At 73.2% G+C, this 16,349-nt stretch carries 14 protein-coding genes and 1 pseudogene; 8 read left to right on the top strand and 7 right to left on the bottom strand.

Annotation, left to right across the window (positions count from 1 at the left end; all coding sequences use genetic code 11):
- Together IE275_RS36095 and IE275_RS36090 are read left to right on the top strand one after the other, a co-directional pair.
- On the top strand, positions 1-192 hold a 192-nt coding region (locus tag IE275_RS36095), incomplete at its 5' end, for a PfkB family carbohydrate kinase (protein WP_229870954.1).
- Positions 193-320: 128 nt separating this feature from the next.
- Complete coding sequence (locus IE275_RS36090) at positions 321-506, top strand: DUF8636 domain-containing protein (protein ID WP_229870951.1); 186 nt, start codon at positions 321-323, stop codon at positions 504-506.
- Positions 507-595: 89 nt separating this feature from the next.
- Here IE275_RS36090 and IE275_RS36085 read toward each other — a convergent pair whose 3' ends face one another.
- The 4 genes from IE275_RS36085 to IE275_RS36070 all read right to left on the bottom strand — a co-directional run bounded on the left by IE275_RS36085 (position 596) and on the right by IE275_RS36070 (position 5,466).
- Complete coding sequence (locus tag IE275_RS36085; RefSeq protein WP_189716868.1) at positions 596-1,717, bottom strand: XdhC family protein; 1,122 nt, start codon at positions 1,715-1,717, stop codon at positions 596-598.
- The gene (locus tag IE275_RS36080) at positions 1,710-3,836 is read right to left on the bottom strand and encodes a xanthine dehydrogenase family protein molybdopterin-binding subunit (RefSeq protein ID WP_189716881.1); all 2,127 of its coding nucleotides are present in this window, start codon (positions 3,834-3,836) and stop codon (positions 1,710-1,712) included. The genes IE275_RS36085 and IE275_RS36080 overlap by 8 nt, the downstream gene beginning before the upstream one ends.
- A gap of 62 nt (positions 3,837-3,898) precedes the next feature.
- The gene (locus IE275_RS36075; protein WP_189716867.1) at positions 3,899-4,891 is read right to left on the bottom strand and encodes an FAD binding domain-containing protein; all 993 of its coding nucleotides are present in this window, start codon (positions 4,889-4,891) and stop codon (positions 3,899-3,901) included.
- A complete protein-coding gene (locus IE275_RS36070) occupies positions 4,888-5,466 on the bottom strand; it encodes a (2Fe-2S)-binding protein (protein ID WP_189716866.1) in 579 nt (192 codons plus the stop codon). The genes IE275_RS36075 and IE275_RS36070 overlap by 4 nt, the downstream gene beginning before the upstream one ends.
- Before the next feature lie 251 nt (positions 5,467-5,717).
- On the opposite strand from IE275_RS36070, the gene IE275_RS36065 reads away from it, so the two are divergent.
- Positions 5,718-6,302: a TetR/AcrR family transcriptional regulator gene (locus IE275_RS36065; RefSeq protein ID WP_189716865.1), complete on the top strand. Its 585-nt coding sequence runs from the start codon at positions 5,718-5,720 to the stop codon at positions 6,300-6,302.
- Between the two features lie 157 nt (positions 6,303-6,459).
- On the top strand, positions 6,460-7,020 hold the full coding sequence (locus IE275_RS36060; RefSeq protein WP_189716864.1) for a hypothetical protein: 561 nt from the start codon (positions 6,460-6,462) through the stop codon (positions 7,018-7,020).
- A gap of 270 nt (positions 7,021-7,290) precedes the next feature.
- Here IE275_RS36060 and proP read toward each other — a convergent pair whose 3' ends face one another.
- Positions 7,291-8,655 carry a glycine betaine/L-proline transporter ProP gene (proP, locus tag IE275_RS36055; RefSeq protein ID WP_189716863.1) on the bottom strand — a complete coding sequence of 455 codons (1,365 nt, stop codon included), beginning with the start codon at positions 8,653-8,655 and terminating at the stop codon, positions 7,291-7,293.
- A gap of 377 nt (positions 8,656-9,032) precedes the next feature.
- Here proP and IE275_RS36050 point away from each other — a divergent pair, with 377 nt between their 5' ends.
- Positions 9,033-9,788: a ferritin-like domain-containing protein gene (locus tag IE275_RS36050; RefSeq protein WP_189716862.1), complete on the top strand. Its 756-nt coding sequence runs from the start codon at positions 9,033-9,035 to the stop codon at positions 9,786-9,788.
- Here the strand turns inward: IE275_RS36050 and IE275_RS36045 are convergent.
- Positions 9,785-10,267 (bottom strand): GNAT family N-acetyltransferase, encoded by a 483-nt coding sequence (locus tag IE275_RS36045; protein WP_189716861.1) that lies wholly within the window; start codon positions 10,265-10,267, stop codon positions 9,785-9,787. The two genes, IE275_RS36050 and IE275_RS36045, sit on opposite strands and share 4 nt — an antisense overlap.
- A 291-nt stretch (positions 10,268-10,558) precedes the next feature.
- Here IE275_RS36045 and IE275_RS36040 point away from each other — a divergent pair, with 291 nt between their 5' ends.
- The 3 genes and pseudogenes from IE275_RS36040 to IE275_RS36030 all read left to right on the top strand — a co-directional run bounded on the left by IE275_RS36040 (position 10,559) and on the right by IE275_RS36030 (position 12,885).
- The gene (locus IE275_RS36040) at positions 10,559-11,131 is read left to right on the top strand and encodes a dihydrofolate reductase family protein (RefSeq protein WP_189716860.1); all 573 of its coding nucleotides are present in this window, start codon (positions 10,559-10,561) and stop codon (positions 11,129-11,131) included.
- 32 nt (positions 11,132-11,163) lie between these two features.
- A pseudogene (locus IE275_RS36035) lies at positions 11,164-11,352 on the top strand (dihydrofolate reductase family protein); the annotation flags it as partial.
- A 318-nt stretch (positions 11,353-11,670) separates the two neighbouring features.
- A complete protein-coding gene (locus tag IE275_RS36030; protein WP_189716859.1) occupies positions 11,671-12,885 on the top strand; it encodes an MFS transporter in 1,215 nt (404 codons plus the stop codon).
- 117 nt (positions 12,886-13,002) lie between these two features.
- On the opposite strand, the gene IE275_RS36025 is transcribed toward IE275_RS36030, so the two are convergent.
- The gene (locus tag IE275_RS36025; protein WP_189716858.1) at positions 13,003-16,236 is read right to left on the bottom strand and encodes a CHAT domain-containing protein; all 3,234 of its coding nucleotides are present in this window, start codon (positions 16,234-16,236) and stop codon (positions 13,003-13,005) included.
- Positions 16,237-16,349 lie beyond the last annotated feature (113 nt).

Here is a 16,349-nt window from a genome sequence, read left to right as displayed (position 1 = left end):
GCCGGCGACACCGTCAACGCCGCCCTCCTGCACCGCCTCTCCCGACAGGACGCACTGTCCCCACCCGCCCTCGACGACATGGGACCCACCGACTGGGAAGACCTGCTGCGCTTCGCGGCCCACGCGGCCGCCGTCACCTGCACCCGAACCGGAGCGGAACCCCCCTACGCGACCGAACTCGACGACCAGTAGCAGCCGTTGAGGCACGGCGTGCGGGTGGGGGACCACTCGCACCGGCGCTGCGCCGGACCGTGGGAATTCCGCCGAGGGCTGATCGCCCGGCGGGCTTGAGGACGGTGCCGGTGGGGAGGATGGTCGCCATGAGTACCGTGACGAAGCGATACGGTCTGCTGTGGACAGACCCTGACGGCGCCCCGCAGGCGTCCGCCGCCAGCTATGACAAGCGCTCGGCGAAGTATCGCCGTACCGAACTCGAGGCCGTCGGCTGCACGAGCATCGAGCTCGTGCAGGTGCGGTACGGCGAACTTCCCGAACCCGCGGTCTGACCGTCACCGGGGGAGACGGAGCGGGCTGGGTACGAGAGCCGCACCGAGGTGGCCCCGCTCCGTCATCGAGCAGCGTGTGCTCGCGCGCCTCAGGCGGTGTGGCGGTGGTGGATGGGTCTGACCGAACCGGTCAACGGCAGGCCCGTACCGCCACGGCGGGACGCGACGATCTCGGCCACGATCGACAGGGCGGTCTCCTCCGGCGTACGGCCCCCGAGGTCCAGGCCGATGGGCGACCTCAGCCGTGCCAGCTCGTGGTCGTCGAGACCGATCTCCCGCAGCCGCCGGTCGCGGTCGGCGTGGGTGCGCCGCGAGCCCATCGCGCCGACGAACGCCACCGGCAACCGCAGTGCGACCTCCAGCAGCGGGACGTCGAACTTGGCGTCGTGGGTGAGCACGCACACCACGGTGCGCCCGTCGGTCGGGGTGCCGCGCAGGTAGCGGTGCGGCCAGTCCACGACGACCTCGTCGGCTTCGGGGAAGCGCTCCGGGGTCGTGAAGACGGGCCGCGCGTCGCACACGGTGACCTGATAGCCGAGGAACTTGCCGGCCCGGACCAGCGCGGCCGCGAAGTCGACGGCGCCGAAGACGATCATCCGGGGCGGAGGCACCCGCGTCTCCACGAGCAGGGTGAGGCCGCCGGGGCAGTGCGACCCGTCCTGCGACACCTCGACCGTCGCGGTACGGCCCGCGTCGAGCGCGGCCAGGGCCTGTTCCACGGCGGTGCGGTCGAGTTCCGGGTGCCCGCCGAGTCCGCCCTCGTGGGAGCCGTCGGCGTGGACGAGCAGCGCGGAGCCGAGCAGCGCGTCCGGGCCGCGGACGACCCTGACGAGTGCGACGGCCCCGCCGCGCGCCGCGGTGTCCAGGGCGGAGCGCAACAGCGCGCCGACCGGGCCGTCCGCCGTGAGCGGGGTGACCAGCACATCGAGGACTCCGCCGCAGGTCAGTCCCACGGCGAAGGCGTCCTCGTCGCTGTAGCCGAAGCGCTCCAGCACGCTGCCGCCGGTCTCCAGCGCCTGTGCGCACAGATCGTAGACCGACGCCTCCACGCAGCCGCCGGACACGGACCCGATGACGGCTCCCTTCCCGTCGACGGCGAGCGTGGCGCCCGGTCCGCGGGGCGCGCTGCCGCCGACGGACACGACGGTCGCGACGGCGGCCTCCCGCCCCTCGGCCAGCCAGTCGCCCAGCTGGAGCGCGAGGTCAAGCATCGCGGCCGCCCGTCAGGACACGGTCGGGGCGGATGGGCAGGCTGCGGTGGCGTACGCCGGTGGCGTGCCACACGGCGTTGGCGACGGCGGCGGCCGCGCCGACGATGCCGATCTCACCGATGCCCTTGATCCCCACGGGGTCGTCGGGGTCGTCGTCCTCGACCCAGTACGCCTCGACGCGCGGGACGTCGGCGTGTGTGGCCACGTGGTAGCCCGCGAGGTCCGCCCCGACGGGCCCACCGGAGGTCGCGTCACGCGCGGCTTCCTCGTGCAGGGCCATGGAGATCCCCCAGATCATGCCGCCGGTGAACTGGCCGCGAGCGGTGAGGGGGTTGACGATGCGCCCGGCGGCGAACACGCCGAGCATGCGCCGTACGCGTACCTCGCCGGTGGCGGGGTCGACGGCGACCTCGGCGAACTGCGCGCCGAAGGAGTGCCGTTCCTTCTGCGCGAGGGCGGCGATCGCCGCGGTGGTGTCGGAGCGCACGGTGATGCCCCCGGCCGGGATCGCCGCGCCCGGCACGAGCCGCTCGCGCAGTTCGTCCGCGGCCGCCATGACCGCCCATGACCAGGACCGGGTGCCCATGGAACCGCCCGCGATCATCGCGGGCCCGAACGCGCTGTCGCCCAGGTGGACCCGGACGCGCTCCGGTGGAACGTGCAGGGCGTCCGCGGCGACCAGTGTGAGGGCGGTCCGCGCGCCGGTGCCGATGTCCGCCGCCGCGATCCGTACGGTGAAGCGGCCGTCCGCCTCGGCGGTGATCGAGGCCGTGGACGGCGCGGCCCCGGCGCCGAAGGAGGCCGCCGCGGTGCCGGTGCCGAGCAGCCAGCGTCCCTCGCGCCGCACCCCCGGCCGAGGGTCGCGCCGGTCCCAGCCGAAGCGGTGTGCGCCTTCCTCGAAGCAGGCGCGCAGGTTGCGGCCGGCGAAGGGGAGACCGGAGACCGGGCCCACCTCCGGTTCGTTGCGCAGGCGCAGCGCGATCGGGTCGATGCCGCACTTGTCGGCGAGTTCGTCGAGGGCCGCCTCCAGCGCGAAGGAGCCCGGAGCCTCGCCCGGAGCGCGCATCCAGGTGGGGCTGGGGACGTCGAGCCGTACGAGCCGGTTCTCGGTGTGGTGGGCGTCGGCGTCGTACATCACCCGGGCCACTCCGGCGCTCGGCTCGACGAACTCGTACACGGTGGACGTCCGGCTGAGCGAGCGGTGGTCCAGGGCGCGCAGGCGCCCGTCGGCGTCCGCACCGAGCCTGACCCGCTGGACGGTGGGGCTGCGGTGGCCGGCCAGGGTGAACATCTGACGTCGGGTCAGGACGACCCGCACCGGGCGTCCGACCATGCCGGACGCCATCACGGCGGCGACCTGGTGGGCGCGCACCCCCTTGCTGCCGAAGCCGCCGCCGACGTGCTCCGAACGCACCCGCACCGACGCGGGATCGAGGGAGAAGAGGTTCGCGAGCTCTCCGACGACCCAGGTGGAGCCCTGGTTGGAGTCCACCACCTCGAGCCGGTCACCCTCCCAGCGGGCGGTGGCCGCATGGGGCTCCATGGGGTGGTGGTGCTCTTCCGGAGTGGTGTACGTGGCGTCCACGACGACGGCGGACGCGGCGAGTTCGGCCTCCAGGTCGCCCTTGTCCGTCACGGCCGGCATATGGCCGTCCGCCGGGTGGGTGTCGTGGCGGTCCCCGGTGAACTCGACGTCGTGCGGGACCTGTTCGTAGTGGACGACGAGTGCCTCGGCGGCCTCGCGCGCCTGCTCGGACGTCTCGGCGACCACCAGCGCCACCGGCCAGCCCCGGTGCGGCACCCGGTCGCTCTGGAAGACCGCGCAGGTCGGGTCCGGGACGGTGCCCAGCAGGCCGACGTAGTCGGTCTTGAGCGGCGGGGCGTTGCGATGGTCGAGCACGGCGAGGACGCCTGGCAGCGCGAGGACGGCGTCCGCCTCGATGTCCCGGATCCGGCCGAGCGCCACGGTGGACAACACCAGCCAGCCGTGGGCGAGTTCGGCGAACGGGACCTCGCCCGCGTAACGGGCCGCGCCGGTGACCTTGTCCCGGCCCTCCACACGGACGTGTCCGGTACCGACGGCGCGGACGGGGGCGAGGGGCGCCGCCGTCGTCGTCATCGTGGGGCCGAGGGGTGCCTCGTTCGTGGTCGTCGGGTGGCCGGACGGTGCCTCGGTCGTCGTCATCGCGCGCCCTCCTCGGCGAGTTCGCTGAGCACGGCCACCGTCAGGTTGCGCATCAGGGTCACCTTGAATCCGTTGTCCGACAGGGGCCGCGCCGCCGCCAGTTCGGCGTCCGCGGCGGCCGCGAACGACTCGGCGTCGGCGGGCGCCCCGGTCAGGGTCCGCTCCGCCGCGCGCGCCCGCCACGGCCGGGAGGCGACCGCGCCGTACGCCAGGCGCACCTCGCGTACGACACCGTCGCGGACGTCGAGCGCGGCGGCGACCGAGCCGACGGCGAACGCGTAGGACGCGCGCTCGCGCACCTTCCGGTAGCGGGAACGGACGGCGACCGGGGCCGGCGGCAGGGTGACGTCGGTGATGAGCGCGCCCGGGGGCAGGGCCGTCTCGCGGTGCGGGGTGTCGGCGACCGGGAGATAGAACCAGCCGAGCGGCAGTTCGCCCGGCCTCTGGGCGGTCTCGTAGTGCACCACGCCGTCGAGGGCGGCCAGCGCGACGGCCATGTCCGACGGGTGCACGGCCACGCACTGCGCCGACGCGCCGAGGATCGCGTGGTTGCGGTTCTCGCCGCGGACGGCCGGGCAACCGCTGCCGGGAGCCCGCTTGTTGCAGGGGCCGGTGGCGTCGGCGAAGTAGGCGCAGCGGGTGCGCTGGAGGAGATTGCCGCCGACGGTGGCCATGTTGCGCAGCTGGCCGGAGGCGCCGGCGAGCACCGCCTGCGCCAGCACCGGGTACCGGTCGCGGATCAGGGGATGGGCGGCGAGGTCGCTGTTGGTGACGGTCGCGCCGATCCGCACTCCGCCGGCCGGAGTCGCCTCGACGCGGTCCAGGGGCAGGCCGCGTACGTCGACCAGCCGTCCGGGACGTTCGACGCCGGTCTTCATCAGGTCGACCAGGTTGGTGCCGCCCGCGAGGTAGCGCGCGTCCGGGTCGGAGCCGAGCAGCGCGACGGCCCCCGGTACGTCGGAGGCCCTCCGGTAGCCGAACTCCCTCATGCCGCAGGCTCCTTTGGTCCCGGTACGACTGCCGTGCGCGACGCGGGCCCGGACTCCGCGGCCCGGGCGACGGCCTCGACGATCGAGGTGTACGCGCCGCAGCGGCACAGATTGCCGCTCATGCGCTCACGGATCTCGTCCGCGGTCAGGGGTGGTGGTCCGGCGGCGGGCCGCACGTCGGCCGAGGCGGCGCTCGGCCATCCGGCGGCGTGCTCCGCGAGCACACCGATCGCCGAACAGATCTGTCCCGGCGTGCAGTAGCCGCACTGGTAGCCGTCGAGGTCGAGGAAGGCCTGCTGCACCGGGTGCAGCCGGTCGCCGTCCGCCAGCCCTTCGACGGTGGTGATCTCACGTCCTTCGGCCGCGATCGCCAGCTGGAGGCAGGCCACGGTCCTGCGGCCGTCGACCAGGACGGTGCAGGCTCCGCACTGCCCCTGGTCGCAGCCCTTCTTGGTGCCGGTGAGGTCGAGCCGCTCGCGGAGTGCGTCGAGCAGGGTGGTGCGGTGGTCGACGGGCAGGCTGTACCGCTCGCCGTTGATGTGCAGGGTGATGACGCTGGATGTCACTAAAGCCATGAGAGCTTCTTTCGCGCTTCCGGAACCAAGGGCTGCGGGCGGCCGGTGCCGGGCGGCCGCAGCAGTGCGTCGTTCGTGAGGTCGGGGCGGGAGCACGGGGGACGGGCCGACGGCCGTCGCGGACTCCCGCGCGGACCCGGCCGGAGCTATGGTGAACCCAACCGGACAATCGTCCGCTACCGGTAAACGTAACGGACAGCTGTCCGCTTAGCAAGGGTGGGGTTCGGCCACGGACCCGCGAGGAGAGTCGAGTGCCGCACAAGAAGGACGCCCCAATGCGCTCGGACGCACAACGCAACCGTGAGCGCATCCTCGAGGTCGCCCTGGCCGAACTGACGCTGCGCCCCGACGCCCCGCTCAGCGCGATCGCCAGGAAGGCGGGCGTCGGACAGGGCACCTTCTACCGCAACTTCCCCAGCCGCGAGGCCCTCGTCCTGGAGATCTACCGCCACGAGATGCGTCAGGTCGCCGACAGCGCGGTCCAGCTCCTCGAACAGCTGCCTCCCGAGCGGGCCCTGCGCGCCTGGATGGACCGGCTGGCCGAGTTCGCCATGACCAAGGCCGGCCTCGCCGACGCGATCCGCCTCGCCACCAGCACGCCGGGCGGCCCCGAGAAGCCGACGCACACCCCCGTCACCGACGCGGCCGAACTCCTCCTGCGCGCCAACGACACGGCGGGCACCATCCGGCCGGGCATGACCCCCGACGACCTGATCCTCGCCATCGGCGGCCTGTGGCAGCTGACCCCCACCGACGACTGGCGCCCGCGCGCCACCCGACTCCTCGACCTCGTCATGGACGGCCTGCGCGCCGGGGCACCTCGGGCCGACGCCTAGAAACCGGACCGGGTCGCCTTCCGAGCGGCACGTTGAAGGACGCCGGCCGGTACGCGCGATGAGCATGAGCGGGACGGGAGTTGCGCCGACGGGGGAGGGCGGGCACGTCGTACGGCCGAACGTGTTTGGGGACCGGGTGAGGGGCAACGCGAAGTCCATGACTGAACGGAACACGGAGACCGACGAAGAGCACGCCGCCCGGCGTGCGACCGCATCCGAGGCCCGGCGCGCGGCGGACGAGGCGACAGCCCCGGCCGCGCGGGGCGCGAACGGCACCGCGGACACGGCGTCCGACGCCACGTCGGCGGCCGAGTCCCGAGCCGATCGCGTGGCCGAGACGGCCGACGGGGCCGCGCACGGAGTGGCCCGTGGCGTCGAGGCCGGCCGTCGGACCCTCGTCGCGACGACCGGCCAGGTCGCGGCCACGGCGAAGACGGCCACCAACCAGGTCGCGGCCACGGCGAAGACGGCCACCAACCAGGTCGCGGCCACGGCGAAGACGGCCACCGGCCAGGTCGCGGCCACAGCCAAGGCGGCCACCGACCAGGTCGCCGCCACGACGAAGACCGCCTGGACGGCGATCGCCCACCGGAAGCTGCTCGTCGCCGGTGTCGGCGCGGGCGTGACCGCGCTGACGGTCGCGTCGTACGCGGCGGGTCACCGCTCCGGCCGCCACACGCACGGCCCGCTCACCCGGCTCACCGGTGGCCGGATCTGACGCTCCGCAGGTGTGGTGGGCCGGTCGGCGCTTTCACGGTGGGCCCACCGCGCGGAGCCCGGGAGAAAGGCCGACGCCCTTCACGCCGGGAGCCCGTCGGCGGACATCGCGCCGACGGGCTCCCGGCATCGCGGGTTCCGGACCGTGCGCCACGACCTGGTGGCACCACCTCGGTGCACGACGACCGGACGCGGGACCGAACAGAGGCCGGAACGACTGCGGAGCCTCATGGCTCGCGCTCCGCGGCCCGGCCGATCCGGCAGGTGGGCCTCAGCCCTCCAGCGAGGGTGCCGAGCCGGGCAGCGGCCGCCCCGCCGACTCCGTCATGAACCACACCGCCACACCGCCGATCACGGCCGCGGCCATCATGTAGTAGGCGGGCATCATCATGTTGCCGGTCGCCCCGATCAGGGCGGTCACCACCAGCGGGGTGGTTCCGCCGAAGAGCGAGACGGAGACGTTGAAGCCGATCGACAGGGATCCGTAGCGGACCCTCGTCGGGAACAGCGCCGGCAACGCGGCCGGCATCGCCGCCGTGAAGCAGACCAGCAGCAGGCCCAGCGCGCCCATGCCGAGCGCCACCGCGAACAGGCTGCCCTGGCGGATGAGCAGCAGGGCGGGGACGGACAGCAGCAGGAAGCCCGCGCAGCCCGCGGCGATCACCGGCCGGCGGCCCACCCGGTCGGTCAGCGCGCCCGCGAAGGGCTGGACGATCATCATCACGGCCATCACGCCGAGAACGACGAGCAGGCCGTGCGTCTCGTCGTACTTGAGCTCACTGGTCAGGTAGCTCGGCATGTACGACAGCAGCATGTAGTCGGTGACGTTGAAGACCAGCACGAGGCCCACGCAGAGCAGCAGCGCCCGCCACTGGCCCGTGATCATCTCGCGCAGCGGTGTCTTCGGGCGGTCGGCCTCGGCCTTCGCGATCTCGGCCGCGAACGCCGGGGTCTCCTCCAGGCGCATCCGCAGATAGAGGCCGATGAGGCCCATCGGGCCCGCGATCAGGAACGGGATGCGCCAGCCCCAGCTCAGCAGGTCGTCGGTGGACAGCAGGGCGGTCATCAGCGTGACCAGGCCGGCGCCGCCGATGTATCCGGCGAGGGTGCCGAACTCCAGCCAGCTGCCGAAGAAGCCGCGCCGTTTGTCGGGCGCGTACTCGGCGATGAAGGTGGAGGCGCCCGCGTACTCGCCGCCGGTGGAGAAGCCCTGCACCAGGCGGGCGGCCAGCAGGAGCAGCGGTGCTCCGACGCCGATCGAGGCGTACGACGGGATGAGGCCGATGGCGAAGGTGCCCGCGGCCATCATGATCATGGTGAGGGCCAGCACCTTCTGGCGGCCGACGCGGTCGCCGAGCGGCCCGAAGACCATGCCGCCGAGCGGCCGGACCAGGAAGGCGGCGGCGAAGGCGCCGAACGTGGAGAGCAGCTGGGCGGTCGGGTTCCCGGAGGGGAAGAAGACCTTGCCCAGAGTGACCGCGATGTAGCTGTAGACGCCGAAGTCGAACCATTCCATCGCGTTGCCCAGCGCGGCGGCCTTCACGGCGCGCTTCACGAGGGCGGGGTCGGTGACGGTGGCGTGGTGCGGGGCGGTCGGGTGAGCCGTGAGGGGAGGGGGGAGTGTGGCGGTCGCCAAAACTTCGCTCGCCTACTTTCGTCGGGGGCAGGGACGGGTCTGCTCGACGGCGCCGGCGGCAGGCCAGAGAGCGACCATAGAGCGCCGGATGGCGCTCACGGGCCGTACACACTTCGTTGCATTTTGCACGTAAATGCCGTGCGGGCAGGCCGCACGCCCGGCTCCGGAGCGCCATGCGCGGGGCCGTGCTGTGACCCATCTCGCCTCCTGCGAGGCACCCTGTACACCGGCTGTCACGGCGGGGACGGCCGGTTCGGCGGCGGCATCACCGGCTCCCGCCGGGACCCGGCGAAGATCGTCGACGTGGAACGTTTCGCCGTCCGCCCGCGTCGTCCCTCTGCGAGGCACGGTGGCCGTGCCCGGAGAGGGGAGACCAGGTGCATGCGGTCGGCTTCGCCCGGTGGACACGGCGTTTCGAGGACGAGCGCGAGCGCAGGCGGGCCCAGGGCGATCCGGACTGGGGGCAGGGCGCGACCCTGCATCCCGCGGTGTGGGCCGGCATCCAGCGCTTCCAGGTCGGCGAGGACGGTGACGGCGCCAACCTCGTCGGCAAGGCGGACCGGGCCGGCGACCCCGACTACGGGCAGGCGGTCCGGCTCTTCGTCGCCGAGGAACAGAACCACGCCCGCCTCCTGGGCCGGCTGCTGGCCGCGGGCGGCATACCGACGCTGACCGGGCACTGGAGCGACGACGTCTTCGTACGGCTGAGGCGTCTCATGGGCCTGCGCATGGAACTGCTGGTGCTGATGATCGCGGAAGTGGTGGCCCTGCGCTATTACCGGGCCCTGCGCGACGGCACCGACGACTCGCTCACCACGGAGGTGGCGGGCCGGATCCTGTCCGACGAGCAGCGTCACGTCCCCTTCCACTGCGAGCGGCTGCACGCCTCCCTGGCGGAGCTGCCTCGCGTCGCGCGGCGCCCGGTGATGGGCCTGTGGCAGCTTCTGCTGTTCGCGGTCGCTCTCGTCGTCGCCGCCGACCACGGTCGGGCGCTGCGCCGACTCGGTGTCGGGCCCCTGCGATTCGTGGCCGACGTCATGGGCTCGTCCCGCACGGTGGTCTCCGCGGTGCTGGTGCACCGCCCGGACGCCTGGACGAGCGCGGGCCGGGAACCCGCGGCCCCCGCTTCCTAGGGAATGCGGAACTCGAACTCGGGACGGTCCCACGCCACCGCGGGTGGGTTCGCCGACGCGGTCCCGGTGTGCACCGCACCCACGCCGCGGTAGAAGCCCTCGGCGGGTGGATGCGACACCACGCGGACCCGGTCGAGGCCGGCGGCCCGTGCCTCGGACTTCATGTGCGCGACGAGCAGCCGGCCGATGCCGCGCCCCTGTGCCTCGTCGGCGACGAACAGCAGGTCGAGCTCCGGTGGGTCCAGGACGAGCGAGTAGAACCCGAGGACACGGCTCTCGTGCTCGTCGGCGGCCACGGCCACGAAGACGCGGTGGGTCTCGATGTAGGTGGGACCGACCCGGTAGTCCGCGACCATGGCCGCGAACTGCCCTTCGTAGGCGCGGGAGCCGCGTACGAGCCGGGTGAGCCGTTTGGCGTCCCGCCCGACGGCCCTCCGGATCGTGGTCGGCCCGGTCCTGGGCGTAATGCTCGGCCTCATTCGGTGAGTATTACCCACGGGTCGGTGCCGTCGCGCGGCAGGGTGGGGGCCGAGCGGCTCGGGAGTGCGGCAGGGATCCGACACCGGAGACCGACGGCACCGGAACCGTCCCCCAGACGCCGACGGATCGCGTCGGACTCTCTCGGAGGCGGGATCGGCGGGCGAGGGCCGATGAGTTTCTCCGTGACGCGCAGTCAGAGACCATGGTTGGTGCGTCGGCCCCGCGCGGGGGATCCGCTCGCTCACCGTCAGCACCGCCGAGATACAGACAAGCGACACCGAGGAGCCCAGATGCGTACCCTGATCAGCACCGCCTTCATCTCCCTCGACGGCGTCGTGGAGGCCCCGGGCGGCGAGCCCGGTTACCGGAACTCCGGCTGGACCTTCAAGGAGGTCGAGTTCCTCCCCGAGGCCTTCGAGATCAAGGGCCGTGAGCAGCAGGAAGCCGCCGCGATGCTGATGGGCCGGGTCAGCTACGAGGCGTTCAGCCCGGTGTGGCCGGACATGGAGGACTTCGCCGACTACAAGGTGATGCCGAAGTACGTCGTCTCCACCACTCTCGCCGAGGACGACCTGGTGTCGAACTGGGGCGAGACGACGATCCTGCGCTCCCTCGACGAGGTCGCCGCGCTCAAGGAGACCGAGGGCGGCCCGATCATCGTCCACGGCAGCGCCACCCTGAACCAGGCCCTCTCGGACGCCGGCCTGATCGACCGCTACCACCTGCTCGTCTTCCCGCTCCTGCTCGGCGCGGGCAAGCGGCTCTTCAGCGCCACGGACAAGGACACCCAGAAGCTGAAGCTCGTCGAGCACGAGGCCTACGCCAACGGTCTGCAGAAGAACGTCTTCGACGTCGTCCGCTGACGAGGCTCCCGCCGGCCGTGACCAGGGGATCGATGGGCGGCGGCGCGTCGATCGGCTCGGCGTTCGAGGCCGGGCTGGTCGACGTACTGACTCTGCACCTCGCGCCCGTCGTGCTGGGCACCGGGACGCCCCTGTTCACCGGCCGCGCGCCACGCACGCTCGTGCGGCGGAACGTGATTCCGACAGCGACCGCGACGCACCTGACCTACGACGTCGTGTGACGCGGCAGGCCGGGGGCGTACGCCCCTCCAGGACACGCCCCCCGGTACGCATGCGCGCGCTCGAGCATCTGACCGGAGAGGTTCCCGGTCGCAGGGCGGACCCTGCCGTCTACATGTGATGCAGGCCATACTTCCGGTGGCCCGATCTTGGAATGCGTGGACCGTCGGCGCAGCTGGACTTCTTGTGGGCCTTCCCTGTCCTGGAGGGCGCACCGGGCAATGGTGGCCGGCGCGACGGGCCACGGGAGCAGGACGACCATCGTCCCCCGCCTGCTCCACCGCATACGGATCGCTGCCCGTGAAAGGTAATCCCGCTCCATGCCACTGGCTCTGCTGGCCCTCGCTCTCGTCGCGTTCGGCATCGGTACGACCGAGTTCGCCACGATGGGGCTGCTGCCCCAGATCGCCGACGGGGTCGGTGTGTCCGTGCCGCACGCCGGCAACATCGTCTCCGCCTACGCGCTCGGCGTCGTCGTCGGCGCCCCCGTACTGACGGGCATCGGCGCGCGCATCGCCCACAAGCGGCTCCTGCTCCTGCTGTCAGGGCTGTTCGTCGTCGGCAACGTCGCCTCCGCCCTCGCTCCCGGCTTCGGCACGCTGTTCGCCGCGCGATTCCTGGCGGGTCTGCCGCACGGAGCGCTCTTCGGCGTGGGTGCCGTCGTGGCCTCCCGGCTGGTCGCCCCCGAGCGCGCCGGGACAGCCGTGTCGAGGATGTTCCTCGGACTCACCATCGCCAACATCGTCGGCGTCCCGGCCGGCACGGCACTCGGGCAGCAACTGGGCTGGCGGTACGCCTACTGCGCGGTCGCCGTCATCGGCCTCGTCGCCCTCGCCGCGCTCGCCGCCTTCGTCCCCCACCAGCCGCGCAGCCACCAGGCCGGCATCCGGCACGAACTGCGGGCGATGGGCAACCGGCAGGTCGCGATCGGCCTGGCCACCGCCGTCGTGGGATTCGGCGGCTTCTTCGCCGTCTACAGCTACCTCGTGCCGATCCTGACCCACCTGACGGGCTTCTCCGAGTCCTCCACCACCTGGGTCCTCGCGCTCTACGGCGGCGGCATGACGGTGGGCACGCTGATCGCGGGCCCCCTGACGGACCGCGCACTGCGCCCGACGCTGTACGGGGGGCTCGCCCTGCTCGGCGCGACGCTCGTGGCGTTCTACTTCACGGTCCACAGCACCGTTCCCGCCCTGGTGACCCTCGCCGTCATGGGAGCGATGGGCGCCCTCGTCACCACACCCGTGCAGATGCTGCTGATGGCCAAGGCGAAGAACGCCCCGACGATGGCGGCGGCCTCCAACCACTCCGCCTTCAACCTGGCCAACGCGGGCGGCGCCTGGCTCGGCGGCCTGGCCATCTCGGCCGGCTGGGGCTGGGCCTCGCCCGCCCTGGTCGGCGCGGCTCTCGCCGCGGCCGGCCTCGGTCTCGCCTTCCTCGGAGGCTTCATGGACCGCGGGAACGGGGGCTCCGACGTGATCGCCTCGTCGGGAACCGAAACCTCGACGGAGGCCGGGGAGGTCACGGCGGTCTGACGACGCCTGAACGGCCGGCCGCGGCACGCCCGGGTCGGCCCGCCGACGACGGCCGCGCCCGACGGGAGAGGGAGGCGGGCTTCCTCCCGCAGGGCGCCGATGCCGCCCACCCCTTCCTCAGGGGCCGAGGTGATGGAACGGAGTCCACCACGACGGCCGGTCCGGGCGGTGGTCGCGGGCCGCGCGTACCGCCCGGTCCAGGGCGCGGGCCGTGGTCTCGTGCGTGACGTCCACCGTGCCCATGGCGCCGTAGAAGTGCCGGGCCACCCGCAGCGAGGTGCTGCTGTGCACGGGCCAGAACGAGGCGACGACGTGGGCGAACCCGGCCGATTGCAGGGCCCCGGCCAGATGCAGTGCCTGGTCCGCGAGGGCGGCCCGGCCGCGGCCGGTCTCGCAGGCCGACAGGTACGCCAGGAAGGAAGGGGCGCCGGCCCGGTGCCCGGCGATGTCCGACATCGTCAGCGGCCCCGCCTCCAGATGGTCGTGGCACATCAGGGCGCCGTTGTCGTCCGCGGCCGGGTCCTGCTGAGCGTGCCCGGCGAAGTGGAACCAGTCGTGGCCGCCGATGCCGGACAGGACGGCGGCACGGGTGGCGTCCCGGTCGCTCAGCTCGCTCGCACCCGGCGCCCACTCCCGTACGGCGCGCACCTCGTGGGCGGCCGCGGCAAGACGCGTGAGGCCGGGGGTGTCGCGCAGCCCCACGGCCAGCACCCGGGGTGATCGGGGCAGCGCACTGCCTCGGGCGCGATGCAGCGCGGTCAGTGTCGGGGTGTACGAGGACACCACCAGCTCCAGGACCGACGCGGCGCCCAGGACGTGGTCGCGCACCGCGTCGCGAGCGCCGGAGGCATGCAGTGGCAGCCCGCTGAACGGGCCGGTCGGGCACCACCACAGCCGTGGCCGACGGCCCGGATCCCGCGGGGAGGCGGCGGGGACGAAACCCCGGCGGACCAGATCCCGCAGAACCGGGGCCGTGACCGTGTGCCACAGCCAGTCGAGAACGTCGGTGACCTCCGACTCCGCCCGGTCGCGCTCGGCCGGTGCGGCGCCGACAGCGGCCCGTGTCGCGGTCTGCAGCCGATTCAGCTGGGCCCGCACCGTACCGGAGGTGAGCCCCGGCAGCGGAAGCGCCTCGACCGTCCCGGCATGGACGACGAGCGCGTCACAGCGGTGGTGCCCCGCGTTCAGCACGACCACCGGGCCCGGGATCTCCCGCACCAGCCGGCGTACGTCGGGCGGCAGCAGGAACCGCTCCAGCCCCGGCACCCGCCGCAGCCGTTCGAGGACGTCGTCCATCTCCGCCGCGGCCTCCCGGTAGGAGGCCAGCTCGGCGTCGGCGCGCTGCGGGGCGTCGAACGGCGGCCCCGCCGAGTCCGGCCCGAACGGACCCGCCGCCGGATCGCGGGTGCGGTCGCCCAGTTCGTCCCGCAACCGCAGGAACAGCTCGCCCAGCCGCGGCGCGTGCGTGTCCAGCAGACCGATCTCGGCACGCAGTCCGAGGGACTCCGACAGCAGCAGCCCGCGCCCGAACTCCAGGAACTCCACCGCCGCGAGCCGGTCGCCGTCGGCCAGCGCGCACGCGGCGGCGTCGGAGCCCAGGCCCTCCAGAGCGCTCAGGTGGCGCTCGCGATCGGCCCGGCTCAGGTGCTGCGGCGCAAGACGTGGGACGAGGTCGAAGGCGAGCCGGTAGGCGGTGGTCGCCTGCACCGGGTCGCCGCAACGCGAGGCGGCCAGCCCCCAGCCGTGAGCCGCCCGGATGCGGGTGGGCAAGGTGTTCTCGGGAGCCCGCGCGCCGGCCGCGCGCAGCTCCGCGACCTCGCGGTAGACCGCGTGCGCCTCGACCGACAGCGGGCCGGTGGGCGGGACCACCAGGTCGCCCGTGACCTCCAGCACGTCCGCCAGCCCCGTGACCAGCGTGCGGGCGATGACGCCCGGGATCCTGGGGAGTGCCAGGGCGTCACGGTAGGCGGCCTCGGCGGTCACCAGGTCGTCCGGCCGGAGCGTGTGCAGTGCGTGCAGACGGTGCACGTAGGCGAGGCCGCCTCGTGCCCGTACGGCTTCGTGGTGATGCGGGGCGATCCGGGCGGCCTCCTCGAACATGGCCGCGGCGGCCCGGTGGTCGGCAGGGGCCTTGCCGTCCTCGTAGCGCGAAGCGAGCGCGACGGCCAGCGCGTTGACACACCGGAACCGTTCGGCGTCCGTCGTCGCCAGGGCCTCGGCCGCCTGCCGCAGCTCCCGTTCGGCCTCGTCCAGGGCGGCGGCGCCGCCGAGCAGGTCGCGGTGGACGGTGAGCAGCACGCCGAGACCGAAACGGAAACCGGCGGCCGCCCGGGAGCCGGGCGCCGCGGCGATCGCGGTACGGAACAGGGCGACGGCCGCTGTGAGATGGGTGGTGTCGCCCGTGGTCTCCAGATGCAGCCGGTGGGTGGTGGCCAGGTTGGCGAGGACCGCCGCGCGGTTCATGTGCCCGGGCGGGGTCGCCTCGGCCGCGCTGCGCTGCGCGCTCAGGGCCTTGTCGAGGAGCGCGGGGTCGCGCGTGGCGGCGAACCAGGTGCGCAGTACGTTGGCCCAGGTGTTGAAGAAGTCCCCGCGGTCGGTGCCCCGCGACGCCGACTCCAGCGCGCACGCCTCCGCCGCGCACGACTCCGCCTCGGCGAGGCGGGCGAGGGTGCCGTCGCGTTCGTACTCCTTCTCCCGGATCCGACACAGGCTGATCAGGACCGAGCCCCGTGAGGGGTGGCCGGGCGGTGCGTGGGAGAGGCCGGTCTGTGCCGCCCGCGCGGCGTCGGCGAGGTGCCGCGCGTCGGCGGTGCGCGTGTACAGCTGGATGATGCCGTCGGCGAGGAGACCGTACTGCCAGGCGGTGCGGTCCGGGTCGTCCCGCACGGACAGCGTGGCGGCCTTGCGCAGGTAGGTGATGCTGGTGGTGAGGTCGTCGACGTGGCCGGTCCGGTCCCAGCGCCGGTCGTGCGCGTTGGCGGTGGTGGTGGCGACGGCTGTGGCACCGCCGGGGTAGGTGTGCGCGACGGGCTCCGCGGACCTGAGCAGGCGCAGGGCCTCCTCCAGTGCGGCGGGATCGGCCGGACCGGCGTCGTGGCGGTCGAGCAGCGCGTTCGCCAGGTTGAGCTGGTAGGGGAGCCGTTGGTCGGGCGCCGCCTGCTGCATGGCGACGCGGTGGACGTCGACGGCGTGGTTCAGCAACGCGGTGTCATGGGTGAAGTCGTGGAGGCGACGCATCGACTGGCCGAGCTTGTTGAGGATCGCCGGCTGGTCGGGGTGCCCGGGCGGCAGCGAGTTGTGCAGGCCGGCCAAGTGCTCCAGGTGCTCGCGCAGTTCCGCTTCCTCGTCCATCGGTTGCCCCCCGTGGTCGACGAACAGTTGACGACCATAAGGCACCTACCGTGCCATGGCACCTGCTTCGCCGGAAGAAGGGCGATCCGGTCGAAACGCGTGCGGCGCGGCGA

This window comes from Streptomyces phaeofaciens, assembly GCF_014648915.1.
GTDB classification, from domain to species: Bacteria; Actinomycetota; Actinomycetes; order Streptomycetales; family Streptomycetaceae; genus Streptomyces; species Streptomyces phaeofaciens.
The sequence above is the reverse complement of the archived record's forward strand: the minus strand, read 5'-3'. Positions and strand labels throughout refer to the sequence as shown.

What these genes read in the sequence shown, in the direction of transcription:
- IE275_RS36060 (WP_189716864.1), top strand. Translation starts at nt 6,460, where the DNA reads ATGACTGAACGGAACACGGAGACCGACGAAGAGCACGCCGCCCGGCGT.
- IE275_RS36090 (WP_229870951.1), top strand. Translation starts at nt 321, where the DNA reads ATGAGTACCGTGACGAAGCGATACGGTCTGCTGTGGACAGACCCTGAC.
- IE275_RS36075 (WP_189716867.1), bottom strand. Translation starts at nt 4,891, where the DNA reads ATGAGGGAGTTCGGCTACCGGAGGGCCTCCGACGTACCGGGGGCCGTC.
- IE275_RS36025 (WP_189716858.1), bottom strand. Translation starts at nt 16,236, where the DNA reads ATGGACGAGGAAGCGGAACTGCGCGAGCACCTGGAGCACTTGGCCGGC.
- IE275_RS36030 (WP_189716859.1), top strand. Translation starts at nt 11,671, where the DNA reads ATGCCACTGGCTCTGCTGGCCCTCGCTCTCGTCGCGTTCGGCATCGGT.
- IE275_RS36080 (WP_189716881.1), bottom strand. Translation starts at nt 3,836, where the DNA reads ATGACGACGACGGCGGCGCCCCTCGCCCCCGTCCGCGCCGTCGGTACC.
- IE275_RS36070 (WP_189716866.1), bottom strand. Translation starts at nt 5,466, where the DNA reads ATGGCTTTAGTGACATCCAGCGTCATCACCCTGCACATCAACGGCGAG.
- IE275_RS36045 (WP_189716861.1), bottom strand. Translation starts at nt 10,267, where the DNA reads ATGAGGCCGAGCATTACGCCCAGGACCGGGCCGACCACGATCCGGAGG.
- IE275_RS36085 (WP_189716868.1), bottom strand. Translation starts at nt 1,717, where the DNA reads ATGCTTGACCTCGCGCTCCAGCTGGGCGACTGGCTGGCCGAGGGGCGG.
- IE275_RS36040 (WP_189716860.1), top strand. Translation starts at nt 10,559, where the DNA reads ATGCGTACCCTGATCAGCACCGCCTTCATCTCCCTCGACGGCGTCGTG.